Annotated in this window: 10 protein-coding genes; 4 read left to right on the forward strand and 6 right to left on the reverse strand. The window is 71.0% G+C overall.

Annotated elements, in window-relative coordinates:
• Positions 1-49: 49 nt before the first annotated feature.
• Together ACWCSV_RS05860 and ACWCSV_RS05865 are read right to left on the reverse strand one after the other, a co-directional pair.
• A complete protein-coding gene (locus ACWCSV_RS05860; RefSeq protein ID WP_451138863.1) occupies positions 50-3,112 on the reverse strand; it encodes a glycoside hydrolase family 3 N-terminal domain-containing protein in 3,063 nt (1,020 codons plus the stop codon).
• Positions 3,113-3,269: 157 nt separating this feature from the next.
• Positions 3,270-4,271: a LacI family DNA-binding transcriptional regulator gene (locus tag ACWCSV_RS05865; RefSeq protein WP_451138865.1), complete on the reverse strand. Its 1,002-nt coding sequence runs from the start codon at positions 4,269-4,271 to the stop codon at positions 3,270-3,272.
• A gap of 353 nt (positions 4,272-4,624) precedes the next feature.
• On the opposite strand from ACWCSV_RS05865, the gene ACWCSV_RS05870 reads away from it, so the two are divergent.
• Complete coding sequence (locus ACWCSV_RS05870; RefSeq protein WP_451138867.1) at positions 4,625-6,499, forward strand: lectin; 1,875 nt, start codon at positions 4,625-4,627, stop codon at positions 6,497-6,499.
• Between the two features lie 136 nt (positions 6,500-6,635).
• On the opposite strand, the gene cimA is transcribed toward ACWCSV_RS05870, so the two are convergent.
• Both cimA and ACWCSV_RS05880 read right to left on the reverse strand, forming a co-directional pair.
• Positions 6,636-8,243 carry a citramalate synthase gene (cimA, locus tag ACWCSV_RS05875; RefSeq protein ID WP_451138869.1) on the reverse strand — a complete coding sequence of 536 codons (1,608 nt, stop codon included), beginning with the start codon at positions 8,241-8,243 and terminating at the stop codon, positions 6,636-6,638.
• A 276-nt stretch (positions 8,244-8,519) separates the two neighbouring features.
• Positions 8,520-9,857 (reverse strand): MFS transporter, encoded by a 1,338-nt coding sequence (locus tag ACWCSV_RS05880; RefSeq protein WP_451138871.1) that lies wholly within the window; start codon positions 9,855-9,857, stop codon positions 8,520-8,522.
• A gap of 222 nt (positions 9,858-10,079) precedes the next feature.
• On the opposite strand from ACWCSV_RS05880, the gene ACWCSV_RS05885 reads away from it, so the two are divergent.
• A complete protein-coding gene (locus ACWCSV_RS05885; protein WP_451138873.1) occupies positions 10,080-10,766 on the forward strand; it encodes an NUDIX domain-containing protein in 687 nt (228 codons plus the stop codon).
• On the opposite strand, the gene ACWCSV_RS05890 is transcribed toward ACWCSV_RS05885, so the two are convergent.
• A complete protein-coding gene (locus tag ACWCSV_RS05890) occupies positions 10,750-10,947 on the reverse strand; it encodes a CsbD family protein (RefSeq protein WP_451138875.1) in 198 nt (65 codons plus the stop codon). The two genes, ACWCSV_RS05885 and ACWCSV_RS05890, sit on opposite strands and share 17 nt — an antisense overlap.
• Before the next feature lie 159 nt (positions 10,948-11,106).
• Between ACWCSV_RS05890 and ACWCSV_RS05895 the strand changes: the two genes are divergently transcribed.
• Positions 11,107-11,757, forward strand: coding sequence for an HAD family hydrolase (locus ACWCSV_RS05895; protein ID WP_451138877.1), 651 nt, complete (start codon positions 11,107-11,109; stop codon positions 11,755-11,757).
• A gap of 86 nt (positions 11,758-11,843) precedes the next feature.
• On the forward strand, positions 11,844-12,377 hold the full coding sequence (locus tag ACWCSV_RS05900) for an NUDIX hydrolase (protein ID WP_451138879.1): 534 nt from the start codon (positions 11,844-11,846) through the stop codon (positions 12,375-12,377).
• A gap of 54 nt (positions 12,378-12,431) precedes the next feature.
• On the opposite strand, the gene ACWCSV_RS05905 is transcribed toward ACWCSV_RS05900, so the two are convergent.
• Entirely contained in the window at positions 12,432-13,187 is a 756-nt protein-coding gene (locus ACWCSV_RS05905; RefSeq protein ID WP_451138881.1) for a GntR family transcriptional regulator, read from the reverse strand.
• Between the last annotated feature and the right edge of the window lie 40 nt (positions 13,188-13,227).

Below are 13,227 nucleotides of genomic sequence, written 5' to 3' on the forward strand. Positions count from 1 at the left end.
GCACGAACGCTCTGCCCGGGCACACCCTCGTACGCTCGCTACCGCCGGGTCACGCGGCCCGGTAGGCCGCCCGCAGCTTGGCCACCGCGCCGGTGAGGTCACCGGTGAGCAGCAGGTGGTCGGCCTCGGCGAACGGCTTGGAGACCGCCGCCGTCAGCTTTCCGCCGGTCTTCTGCTGGACCAGCAGTCGCGCCTGGTCCACGATCGCCTTGCCCGCCGCGGTCTTGCCGAGGTGGGCCTTCTCCGCGATCCCGGCGGCCACCGCGAGAGCGGTCAGGGTGACCTCGCCGCCCGCGGGGGCCTTCTTCAGGGTGGTGAGACCCCAGCCGAAGGGGAACTGCGGGTCGTAGGTGGCGTCGCCCACGTTGATGGGCAGCTGGGCCTCGGACTTCGGCCAGGTGACGGGCAGCTGGCCGGTGAAGGCGCGCTTGCCGTAGAGCACGTCGGCCACGCCGTCGCCCTCGGTGCCCGGGAGCCAGGAGGCGACCAGGGAGTCGATGGCGCCGAGGCGGTCGCCGACGAGCTGGGGGCGGCCGGAGACGACCAGGACGGCGCACTTCATCGCGGCGCAGACCTTGTCGATCGCGGCCTTGTCGGCGGCGGTGAGCTCCAGGTCGTTGCCGTTGCCGACGTCGCCGATGCCCTCGGCGTACGGCGTCTCGCCGACGACGACCACACCCACGTCGTAGCCGTCGGTGGCGGCGGAGGCGTCCTTGGAGTACGTGACGTTCGCGGAGTCCTTCCGCATGCCCTGCAGGATGGTGGTGCCCTCGGTGATGGCACCGGAGGAGCCCTGCCAGCTGACGGTCCAGCCGCCGGCCTGGTTGCCGATGTTGTCGGCGTTGGAGCCGGCGACGTAGACCTTCTGGTCCGCCTTCAGCGGGAGGACGGCGCCGTCGTTCTTCAGCAGCACCTGGGACTTGGCCGCGGCCTCGCGGGCCACCGCGCGGTGGGCGGCGGACCCGATGCCGCCGATGTTCGAGGTGTCCGCGTACGGCTTCTCGAAGAGGCCCAGCTTGAACTTCTGGGTCAGGATGCGGGAAACCGCGTCGTCGATCCGGGCCTGGCTGATGCGGCCGGCGGTGACCTCGCTCTTGAGCGTGGTGGTGAAGTCCTGGTACGCGGTCGGCACCATGATCATGTCGAGGCCGGCGTTGACCGAGGTGCGCACGTCGCTGGCGTAGTCACCGGGGAGCTGGTCGATGGCCTGCCAGTCGCTGATGACGAAGCCCTCGAAGCCCATCCGGTCCTTGAGGACGCCGTTGATCATCTCGGCGTTGCCGTGCATCTTCACCGGGCCCTGGTCGTCGCCCAGGATGTCCAGGGAGGAGTAGGACGGCATGACGGTGCCGATACCGCGGTCCACCGCCTCCTGGAACGGTGCGAGGTGCACCGCCTCCAGCTCCTCGCGGGTGACCTTGGTGACGCCCTGGTCGATCGTGTACGAGCCGGTGGTGGAGGAACCGAACTCGGTTCCGCCGTCGCCGACGTAGTGCTTCGCGGTGGCGAGCACCTTGTCGTCGCGGTCCAGGTCCTTGCCCGACGCGGCGCCCTGCATGCCCTGGATCACGGTCTCCATGGACTCGACGAGCGCCGGGTCCTCGCCGTAGGACTCGTAGGACCGGCCCCAGCGCTCGTCACGGGTGACGCAGACGCAGGGGGCGAAGTCCCACGGGACGCCGGTGGCGCGGACCTCGCTCGCGGTGACCGCGCCGGTCTTCTCGGCGGCCTGCGGGTCGCGGGTGGCGCCGATGCCGATGTTGTGCGGCATGATCGTCGACCCGACGACGTTGTTGTGGCCGTGCACCGCGTCCACGCCGTAGATCAGCGGGATCTGGAAGCGGGTCGCCTGGGCGCGCAGCTGGAACGAGTCGATCATCTGCGCCCACGCCTCGGGGGTGTTGGGCGTGGGGACCGAGCCGCCGCCGGAGAGCAGCGAGCCGAGGTCGTACGAGGCGATGTCGCCGGGGCTGCGCAGGGCGTTGCGCTCGGCCTGCGTCATCTGGCCGGCCTTCTCGGCGGGCGAGAGCCTGGAGAGCAGGTCGGCGACGCGCTGCTTCACCGGGAGCTTGGCGTTCTGGTACGGGAGGCCGTGGGCGTTGATGACGACCTGCGGGGTCTCCGTCGGGGCCTTGGCGCCGGTGACGGTGAGGACGAGCGGGACGGTCCGGGCCTCGGACGCCTTCTTCGCCTTCCTGGTGGTCACCGTGACGGTGTGGGTGGCGCCGGACGCGGTGCCCGCCGGGAAGGTGTACGTACCGGTGACCGGGGTGTAGTCGGTGCCGGCCACCGCGGTGCCGCCCTGCGTGGTGTACGCGACGGTGACGGGCTCCTCGACGGGCTTCCCGCCGGTGGTGGTGAGGGTGAGGCCGACGCTCGCGACGGCGCCGTTGTCGACCGGGTGCACGGTGGTGTCCGTGGCGACGGCGGCGGTCAGCGCCGGGTCGGCCTTGCCGTAGAGCTCCATGCCGTCGATGGCGAAGGAGCCGGGGGCGCCGGTCGGCAGGGTGAGGGCGTAGCCCCACATGCGGTCCAGGCCGAGGATGTGGTCGATGCCGCCGACGGGCTGGTAGTCGCCGCGGTAGACGAAGTCCGCGAACGGGACCTCGACCTGGTGCCAGCCTTCCCAGTCGTCGGTGAAGGACATGGTCCACAGCTCGGAGGCGCCGCCGTTGGCGCCGCCGTCCTTGATCTCGAAGCTGATCTTCTTGCCGGAACCGGGCGGCAGGGGCGCCTTGTTCTGCCCGTACCACCAGAAGCGGATGCCCTTGTGGGCGCTCCAGTCCTGGGGGGCCTGGTCGACGGCGAACTCGTGGCTCAGCCCGCCCCAGCCGCTGATGTCGTAGGTGCCTTCGAGGACCTTGGAGCCCTCGGGGGCGTCGGCGCGCTCGGTGAAGGCGAGCTTCGGCTGGTCGTCGGTGTCCGAGCCCCAGGTGAAGATCGAGTCGGCGGGCGGGGCGCTGAGGGGGACCTCGCCCTCGAACCGGTCGACGAGCACGGGTGCGGGGTCGTCGGCCGACGCGGGGACGGCGGCCGTGATCAGTCCGGCGAGGACCGTGACGGCGGCGAGGAGGGCGCGTGCCGATCCTCTTCGGTGGCGGGTGGCTGGCATGTGGCGGCTCTTCTCTCGGCTCGGCTGCACGGGGGTCCTGCAGCGGTGCGGGCGGGCGCGGGGGGTGGGGCGGGAGGATCGTGGGGCCAGGGCCGTGGGGGTGGGCGGGTCCCGGCGCGGGCGGCCGTCCGCGGCCGCGGGTGCGCGGGGAGAGGGGTCAGGGCGCCGAGCGGCGCACCACGAGTTCGGTGGGGAGCACGGCCGGTTCGTCCGGCGCGGGTGTGCCGCCCAGGTGGGCGAGGAGCATCCGGGCCGCCGTCTCCCCCATCGCCCGGGTGGGCTGGCGGACGGTGGTCAGCGGGGGCGCGGTGTGCGCGGCCATCGGGATGTCGTCGAAGCCGATGACGGCGACGTCGTCCGGGACCCGGCGGCCGGCCGCGTGGAGCGCTCTCAGGGCGCCGGTGGCGCTGACGTCGTTGTGCGCGAAGACCGCGTCGAACCGTGCGCCGGAGGCGAGGAGTCGGGCCATGACGCGTTCGCCGCCGCGTTCGGTGAAGTCGCCCTGGGCGACGAGGGCTTCCGGCAGTACGGAGCGGAATCCGTCGAGCCGTTCGCGTACGCAGCCGAAATGCGCGGGGCCGCTGAGGACCACCGGGCGGGTGCGCCCGTCGGCCCGCAGGTGGCGGGCGGCGCTCGCGCCGCCCTCGTGGTTGGTGGTCACGACCGAGGGGAACTCGGGGTGGTGGCCCCGGTCGTCGATGAGCACGATCGGCAGGCCGCCGCGGTGGAGTGCGGTGAGGTGGCCGAGGGTGTTCTCCGGCTCCACGACCACGAGTCCGTCGAAGGCGCGGGCGGAGACCTGCGTGGTGAAGCGGCGGACGGAGTCGGCGCCCCGGTTGCAGGTGAAGAGCAGCAGGCCGTACTCGGCGGCTTCGACGGTGTCGACGACGCCCTGAAGGACCTCGCCCATCCAGGACCAGGTCAGCGAGGGCACCAGCATCCCGACGGTGCGGCTGCTGCCGCGGGCCAGGCCGACCGCTCCGGAGCTGGGGACGTAGCCGAGGTGTGCGATCACTTCACGAACGCGGGAGGCGGTGGAACGGTCCACGTCGGACTTGGTGTTGAGCACCCGCGAGACGGTGGTCTTGCTGACTCCGGCGGCGCGGGCCACATCGGCGATGGTGACGCGCAACGGAGCCTCCCTGAGACGGCGGAACACGGAACTCAGAGGCCCGACCGGTGCTTTTCGGCCCCGGAAGGGCTGTTTTCGGCATGTGCCTGACACGCGTCGGACGCCGGGCGGCCCCCGGGGACCGCCACCGTGCGGTACCGGTCCCGGAACCGGTACCGGCGTCGCGGCTGGAGTTAACCCCGCCGGAACAGAGCCGTCAATACTTCACACCGAGATTGGTCCATGCCCATCAGGCGTGCAGGAGAGGGCAGTTGTGCCTTCACTTCTTGTACGTACGCGCCCTCTTGACGCGGGCCGGTGGGGGCAGTTCACTCACGCCTCGATCGACGGCAGCACCCCACCCCTGTGCCGAAGAAGGGCATTCCCCCATGATTCGATTGATGCGATCGAACCGGACCGCCGCGGTGCTCGCGGCGACCGCGCTCGCCGCGACCGGCCTCACCGGGCTCGCCGCGCCCGCCGCCCAGGCGGCCGGCGAGAGCGTCTCCATCGTCCTGACCACCACCGACGACTCCGGCGGCCGTCATGTCACCCGCGGCCTCCAGGCCCAGACACCGGTCGCCTTCGGGTCCGGCAGCGGGAGCGCGGGCACCGTGGTGACGGTCGACGAGAACACCCGGTACCAGACGTTCACCGGCGGCGGCGCGTCCTTCACCGACACGGCGGCCTGGCTGATGAAGAGCAGCGGGGCGCTGAGCGACGCGACCCGGGACGCCACGATGAAGAAGCTCTTCTCCCCCACGGAGGGCATCGGGCTCTCGTTCGTACGCAATCCCATGGGCGGTTCGGACCTGGCGCGGACCGGATACACCTACGACGACCTGCCCGCCGGGCAGACCGACCCCACGCTGGCGAAGTTCTCGGTGGCGCACGACCTCGCGGACGTCCTGCCACTGACGAAGCAGGCCAAGCAGCTCAATCCGTCCCTCACCACGATGGCGTCGCCCTGGACCGCCCCGGCGTGGATGAAGGACAGCGGCCAGCTCAACGGCGGCTGGCTGAAGGCCGAGGACTACGGCGCGTACGCCGACTACTTCGTGAAGTACCTCCAGGCGTACCAGGCCCAGGGCGTCCCGGTCCAGTACGTCACCGCGCAGAACGAGCCGACCTGCTGCTCGGGCTACCCCTCGATGAGCTGGAACGGCTCGGGGCTCGCCTACTTCACCAAGAGCGAGCTGCTGCCGAAGCTCCAGGCGGCGGGGCTCACCACCAAGGTGCTGGCGCACGACTGGAACTGGGACACCTACGACGCCTACGCCGCGCCGACCGTGGACGACGCCGCGGTGCGCAACCACCCCAACTTCGGCGGGGTCGCCTGGCACGGCTACGGCGGCGACATCGCCAAGCAGACCGCCGTGCACAACCAGTACCCCACGATGGACGCCTTCCAGACCGAGCACTCGGGCGGCACCTGGATCGCCGACCAGCAGAAGGAGGACATGCTCAACATCATCGACTACACCCGCAACTGGGCGAAGTCGGTCACCAAGTGGTCCCTCGCGGTGGACCAGAACCGGGGCCCGCACAACGGCGGTTGCGGCACGTGCGACGGGCTGATCACGGTGCACAACGGTGACGGCAGCAGCGGGCAGGTGGACTACAACATCGAGTACTACACGATGGGCCACCTCACGAAGTTCGTCCGCCCGGGCGCCTCCCGGATCGCCTCCACCGCCAGCTCCACCGTCCCGAACGTCGCCTGGCGCAACACGGACGGCTCCAAGGCGCTGATCGCCTACAACGGCGGCTCCTCCGCCCAGCAGCTCACCGTCAACTGGGGCGGATCGACCTTCGGTTACTCGCTGCCCGCCCGCACCTCGGCCACCTTCACCTGGTCCGGCACCCAGTCCGGCACCGGCGGTTCGACCGGCACCTCCGGGGCGTTCACCGGCACCGGCGGCAAGTGCCTGGACGCGGCGAACGGCAGCGCGGCGAACGGCACGGCGGTCCAGCTCTACGACTGCAACGGCTCGGCCGCGCAGCGCTGGACGGTCCAGTCCGACGGCACCATCCGGACGCTGGGCGTCTGCCTCGACGTGACCTCGGCATCGACGGCGGACGGCGCGAAGGTCCAGCTCTACACCTGCAACGGCACGGGCGCGCAGCGGTGGACGTACAACGCCTCCACCGGGGACGTGGTGAACACGGCGGCGAACAAGTGCCTGGACATCACGGACGCCTCGACGGCCAACGGGGCCCGCGCCCAGATCTGGAGCTGCACCGGGGCCGCCAACCAGAAGTGGCGGCTCGGGTGACCACCGGCTCCCGATGAGCCGGTCCGGCCGTCCCGCGACGCGTGGGACGGCCGGTCTCCCGTACCCGTCCGCGACGCGTGGGACGGCCGGTCTCCCGTACCCGTCCGCGACGCGTGGGACGGCCGCTCACCGGGTCCTACTCCGTCGGCTCGATCCCGGCCCGCAGCAGACCGAAGGTGTACGCGTCCTCCAGCGCCTGCCAGGACGCGGCGATGACGTTCTCCCCGACCCCGACGGTCGACCACTCGCCGGCGCCGTCGCCCGTGGTGATCAGCACGCGGGTGGTGGACTCGGTGCCGGTACGCCCCTCCAGGATGCGGACCTTGTAGTCGACCAGTTCCAGCTTCGCGAGCTGCGGGTAGATCCGCTCCAGCGCCACCCGCAGCGCCCGGTCCAGGGCGTTGACGGGACCGTTGCCCTCGGCGGTGGCGACGATTCGCTCGCCCTTGGCCCAGAGCTTCACGGTCGCCTCGTTGGCGTGCACCCCGTCGGGGCGGTCCTCGACGATGGCCCGCCACGACTCGGTGCGGAAGTAGCGGGGCGCGGTGCCGGCGACCTCGCCGCGGAGCAGCAGTTCGAAGGAGGCGTCGGCCGCCTCGTAGGTGTAGCCCCTCAGTTCGCGCTCCTTGACGCGCTCGACGACGCGGCCGACCAGCTCGCGGTCGCCGCCGAGTTCGATGCCGAGCTCCTTGCCCTTCAGCTCGATCGAGGCGCGCCCGGCCATGTCGGAGACGAGCATCCGCATGCTGTTGCCGACGAGCGCGGGGTCGATGTGCTGGTAGAGGTCGGGGTCGACCTTGATCGCGGAGGCGTGCAGTCCGGCCTTGTGGGCGAAGGCCGAGACACCCACGTACGGCTGGTGCGTGGAGGGGGTCAGGTTGACGACCTCGGCGATGGCGTGGGAGATGCGGGTCATCTCACCGAGGGCGCCCTCGGTGAGCACCTTCTTGCCGTACTTCAGTTCCAGGGCGGCGACGACCGGGAAGAGGTTGGCGTTGCCGACGCGTTCGCCGTAGCCGTTGGCCGTGCACTGGACGTGGGTGGCACCCGCGTCGACGGCGGCCAGGGTGTTGGCGACGGCGCAGCCGGTGTCGTCCTGGGCGTGGATGCCGAGCCGGGCGCCGGTGTCGGCGAGCACGGTGGAGACGACGGCCTGGACCTGGGCGGGGAGCATCCCGCCGTTGGTGTCGCAGAGGATGACGACGTCGGCGCCGGCCTCGGAGGCGGCGCGGACGACGGACTTCGCGTACTCGGGGTTGGCGCGGTACCCGTCGAAGAAGTGCTCGCAGTCGACGAAGACCCGGCGGCCCTGCTCGCGCAGGTGGGAGACGGTGTCGGAGACCATTTCCAGGTTCTCGTCCAGGGTGGTGCGCAGGGCGAGTTCGACATGGCGGTCGTGGGACTTGGCGACCAGCGTGATCACCGGGGCGCCGGAGTCGAGCAGCGCCTTGACCTGCGGGTCCTCGGCGGCCTTGCCACCGGCCCTGCGGGTCGCGCCGAACGCCACGAGCTGGGCGTTGGCGAAGGTGATCTCCTGCTGGGCGCGGGCGAAGAACTCGGTGTCCCGGGGGTTGGCGCCGGGCCAGCCGCCCTCGATGAATCCGACGCCGAAGTCGTCCAGGTGCCGGGCGATGGTCAGCTTGTCGGCGACCGTCAGGTTGATGCCTTCACGCTGTGCACCGTCGCGCAGGGTGGTGTCGAAGACATGGAAACTGTCGTCGGTGGCGGTGGCCTTGGTGGTCATGCTGATGCGACTCCTGTCGGATGAGTGGATGCGGACTATCGGCCTCCACTTGCCCCCATCATCCCGCGAGCGCCGTCCCGGCCTGGGTGGGGGCCGTAAAACGAAAAAACCCCTCGCGGGTGCGAGAGGTCTGCGCGCGGGTCTGGGGCACGGTGAGCGTGCCGTACGTGGTGGTACGGGACGTCACTGCGGACCGGCGCGCCTGCTGCCAATAATCGTGGACAACGAGGACACGGGAGCAGTTTGGCACAGCACCGCCCCCGTGTCGGACCCGTCTCAGAATGCGGTCGTGACACTCGTCCCGCCCGAGGGCAGGCCCGGGGCGGCCCCGGGCGCCTCTCCCGCGCCGATCCGGTGCAGGTCCAGATCGCGCGTCTCCCGCATGCTCAGGTAGACGACGAGCGAGACGGCCGCGCAGCCGGCCACGTACCAGAAGTACCCGGACTCGGCGCCCGCGTTCTTGAACCAGAGCGCGATGTACTCGGCCGTCCCGCCGAAGAGCGCGTTGGCGACGGCGTACGGGAGCGCCACCCCGAGCGCGCGAACGCCGGTCGGGAACAGTTCGGCCTTCACGCAGGCGTTGATCGAGGTGTAGCCGGTGACGACGACCAGGGCCAGCAGCGAGAGGCCGAGGGCCGGCCAGAACGTCCCGGCGTGCTTGAGCATCATCAGGACCGGCACCGTGAGGAAGGTGGAACCGACGGCGAACCCGATGAGCAGCGGGCGCCGCCCGATCCGGTCGGAGAGCATCCCGGCGAGGGGCTGGAGGCACATGAAGACGAAGAGGGCGCAGAAGCTGACGAGGGTGGCGGTGGACTTCTCCATCCCGGCGCTCTTGGAGAGGAACTTCGTCAGGTACGTGGTGTACGTGTAGTACGCGACGGTTCCGCCCATGGTCAGCGCGACGACGAGGAACGCCTCGCGCCGGTGCGCCCACAGGGCCTTGAGGGTGCCCCGGTCGGCGTCCTCGGCGGCGCCGGACTCCGCGTAGACCTCGGTCTCCAGCATGGTGCGGCGCAGGTAGAAGACGACGGCGGCACCGAGCGCCCCGACGACGAACGGCACCCGCCAGCCCCAGTCGTGCAGGGCGTCCTCGGAGAGGGTGTGCTGGAGGAGGATGAGGAGCCCGAGTCCGAGCAGCTGACCCGCCGTCATCGACACGTACTGGAAGCTGGAGGCGAACCCGCGCCGGTCGGGCCGCGACGCCTCGGTGAGGTACGTGGCGCTCGCCGCGTACTCACCGCCCACCGACAGGCCCTGGAGCAGCCGGGCCACCATGAGCACGGCGACCCCGCCGTACCCGGCGACCGCGTAGGTCGGGGCGACGGCGATGAGGATCGCGGAGGCCGACATCAGCGTGACGGTGAGGGTCAGCGCGGCCTTGCGGCCCCGGCGGTCGCCGATCCGGCCGAGCAGCCAGCCGCCGACCGGCCGCATGAAGAACCCCACGGCGAAGATGCCCATGGTGTTCATCAGGTTCGCGGTCCCGTTGCCCTCGGGGAAGAACGCGTCCGCGAAGTAGACGGCGAAGGTCGCGTAGACGAACCAGTCGAACCACTCGACCATGTTCCCGGCCGAACCGACCCAGATCCTCTTCCACTGCTCTCGTCCCATGGTCGGCCACCGTGCCGCACGCCGGGGAGAGCGGACAAGGGAGCGGAGGGCAACGATCCGGTTTACTTGCGTACGTTGCGTACCCCGGCCGAGAGAAGCACTCCCGGCGCGAAGGGCGTCGTACGGCCAACGGCTGAGCGTCGTGCGGTCAACGGCTGGGCCGGGAAGCCTGGTTGCCCACCAAGCGCGATTCCGCCGCATCGGCGAGGGGTAGGGCCCCTCATGACCACGAGGACAACCGACCCCACTCCGGCCGTCACGGTCCGGGTCTGCGCCGCGATCGTCGAGAACGGGGAGATCTGCCTCGTCCGCCGCTCCCGCCCCGGCGGGACGCAGCACTCCCTGCCCGGCGGGCTCCTCGACCAGGACGAGGAAGTGCCGGAGGCGCTCGCCCGCGAGCTCCGGGAGGAGCTCACCCTCGACGTCGGCTCATTGCCCGAACCGCCCCGGCCGCTCTGGGTCCAGGACCAGATCTCCACAAGGCCCGGCCGCCCCGGCACCTTCCGCCGGCTCCATCTGATCCACCTCCTGGCTCTCCCGCGCCCCGCCCGGGAGGCCCTGCCGGAGAGCGAACAGGATGCCGAGTACCCCACCAGGGTGGTGTGGGTCCCTCTCGCGAAGGCTGCGGCCCTCCACCTCTACCCCGCCGTGGCCGAGCGAAGGCTGCGGCCCTCCACCTCTACCCCGCCGTGGCCGACGTGCTCGACCGGCTGCTCCCGGCCGGCGACCCTCCCGGCTCCGGACCCCTACTGCTTCCGCCGATCACCGACCGGACCCACCGCTGGCGCTGACGCGGTGGGGTCGGTGGTGCCGGCGGCGGTGGCGGCGGTGGCGGGACAGCCGACGGGCCCCCGCCCAGGAAAGGCGGGGGCCCGGAGAGTGAGTACCGGTCTCACTCGTCGTCGGTGATCAGCGGGTCCTTCGGGCCGGACTTGTCGCGCAGGTTCTTGCGCGCGTCGCCCACGGCGTCCTTCGCGGCACCCTTCGCCTGGTCGGCCTTGCCTTCGGCGACCTTGCTCCGGTTGCCGGTCATCCTGCCCATGGCTTCCTTGGCCTTGCCCTTGACCTTGTCCTTGCTGCCGTCAGTCACGGGGCCTCCTCGGATGGACGAACCTTCCACTGCCAACGTAGGTCACCTCGGCAGTACCTGCAGGACAGCGCCTGCCCGGCGGAGTCCGGGCGAAACAGGAGACGGCGGGAGCAGCCGCGGCCGGACGCCCCGCCCCTCCCGCCCAGTAGGGTCGGCCCGGTGATCGAGACCATCGTCTTCGACGTCGGCGAGACGCTGACCAACGACAACCGGTACTGGGGCTCCTGGGCCGACTGGCTGGACGTCCCCCGGCACACCATGAGCGCCCTGGTGGGGGCGGTGGTGACCCAGGGCCGCGACAACTCCGACGCGTTGCGCCTGGTCCGCCCCGGCATCGACGTAGAGGCCGAGTGGCGGGCCCGGGAGGCGGCGGGCCGGGGCGAGTACCTGGACGAGTCGGACCTCTACCCGGACGTACGCCTGACCCTGGGCGCGCTCCGCGAGCTCGGCGTCCGCGTGATCGTCGCGGGGAACCAGACGGCCCGCGCCGGTGAGTTGCTGCGGGCCCTGAACCTGCCCGCCGACCTCGTCGTGATGTCCGAGGAGTGGGGGGCCGCCAAGCCGGAGCCCGCCTTCTTCGCCCGCGTTTTCGGCGTCTCCGGCACCCGCTCCGAGAACACCCTGTACGTCGGCGACCACCCGGCCAACGACGTCTTCCCCGCCCACGCGGCGGGCCTGCTCACCGCCCACCTGAGGCGCGGCCCCTGGGGCCACTGGTGGGCCGACGACCCCGCCGTCCGCGCGACGGCGGACTGGTCGGTCGACTCGCTGGGCGAGGTGGCGGAGCTGGTGCGGGGGGAGCGGGAGTAGGCGGGGGCCACGGCGATCGGCGGCGTGCCTTACTGGACAGCCCCGTATGCTGGCGCGATCTTGACGGCCCTGCGGCAGGAACCGGTATGAGCGAGTGGACCGTGCATGGATCGCGACCGATCTACTCCAGCCGCTGGGTCGGCCTCGATCTCGTGGACGTGGAACCACCCGGCCGCCCCCGCTACGAACACCACCTGATCAAGCTGGCGCCCGTCGCGGCCGTGGTGCTCCTCTCCCCCGCCGACGAGGTACTGCTGATGTGGCGGCACCGTTTCGCCACATCGACGTGGAACTGGGAGATCCCGAGCGGCATCGTCGAGCCGGGTGAGGATCTGGCCGTCGCCGCCGCCCGCGAGGTCCTCGAAGAGACCGGCTATCGAGTGGACCCGGCCACCCTCGCCCCTCTCGCCTACATCCAGCCCGTCGGCGGCATGTCCGACGCCGAGCACCATGTCTTCCTCGCGCGCGACGCCGTGCGGGTGGCCGAGCCCGTCGACACCCACGAGGCGGATCGCATCGAGTGGCATCCGCTCTCGGCCGTACAGGGAATGATCGACGCCCGGCAGATCGTGGCCGGTGTGGCGGTGACCGGGCTGCTCCAGGTGCTTGCCCGTCACTGACTCAGGCCGGGCGCTTCGCGTCCAACCGCCGGCACAGGTACCGCATCCCTGCGGTCACTCGTCCAGCTCGATGACGAAATCCACCACGGTCGTATCGGCCCGCCGCACGATCGGGTGAGCCACCTCGACGATCCGGCCGGTGTCCGCAACGTGCCTGCGGGTGTACCGGAGAACCGGAACTCCCGCGCCAATCCGAAGGGTTCCGGCCTCTTCCTCGGTCGGCATCGCCGCCGTGAAGGACTCCGTGATCCGACTGACCGTGACACCCAGCGAGGCCATCTGGGCCCGGGTCCCGCCCGGCCAGGGCTCGTTGATCGGGTCCGCCACGGGAGTGCCCGAGACATCCGCCCAGCGCACGTACGAGGTGGACATCTGGGTCGGCTGATCGCCGTCGAAGAACACGAAGTGCCGTGCGAGGAGGCGCTCTCTGGGCTCGCACTCGAAGAGGTTGGCCAGCTCGGCGTTCGCCTCCACGCGCTCGAACCGCTTGTCGAGCCGGTACTCCGACCACCCGATGCCCTGGTCCCGGGTGTACGGCGTGGACGGTGCGCCCGGCACGGTCCGGTACCGGTCGGCCGCCATGCGGTGGACGGGAGGGCGCGGCCTCACGATGGTCCCCGCCCTGGCCCTGGTCTCGATCAGCCCCTCGTTGCGGAGCAGCCGCAGGGCGTTGCGGATCGTCGTGTCGGAGACCCGATAGGACTCACTGAGCTCGGGCAGCGTCGGAAGCTTGTCGCCCTGCCGGAACTCGCCGGAAGAAATACGGCGTCGCAGGTCAGCGGCGATCCGCAGGTACTCGGGCTGGGCCACGCCACACCACCGTTTCGAAGATCGCGTCAATTCTGTGCAC

The organism is Streptomyces sp. NPDC001770 (assembly GCF_053596135.1).

Excerpts from the sequence above, each read along its gene's own strand:
- ACWCSV_RS05860 (WP_451138863.1), bottom strand. The coding sequence starts at position 3,112 with ATGCCAGCCACCCGCCACCGAAGAGGATCGGCACGCGCCCTCCTCGCC.
- ACWCSV_RS05870 (WP_451138867.1), top strand. The coding sequence starts at position 4,625 with ATGCGATCGAACCGGACCGCCGCGGTGCTCGCGGCGACCGCGCTCGCC.
- cimA (WP_451138869.1), bottom strand. The coding sequence starts at position 8,243 with ATGACCACCAAGGCCACCGCCACCGACGACAGTTTCCATGTCTTCGAC.
- ACWCSV_RS05880 (WP_451138871.1), bottom strand. The coding sequence starts at position 9,857 with ATGGGACGAGAGCAGTGGAAGAGGATCTGGGTCGGTTCGGCCGGGAAC.
- ACWCSV_RS05885 (WP_451138873.1), top strand. The coding sequence starts at position 10,080 with ATGACCACGAGGACAACCGACCCCACTCCGGCCGTCACGGTCCGGGTC.
- ACWCSV_RS05900 (WP_451138879.1), top strand. The coding sequence starts at position 11,844 with ATGAGCGAGTGGACCGTGCATGGATCGCGACCGATCTACTCCAGCCGC.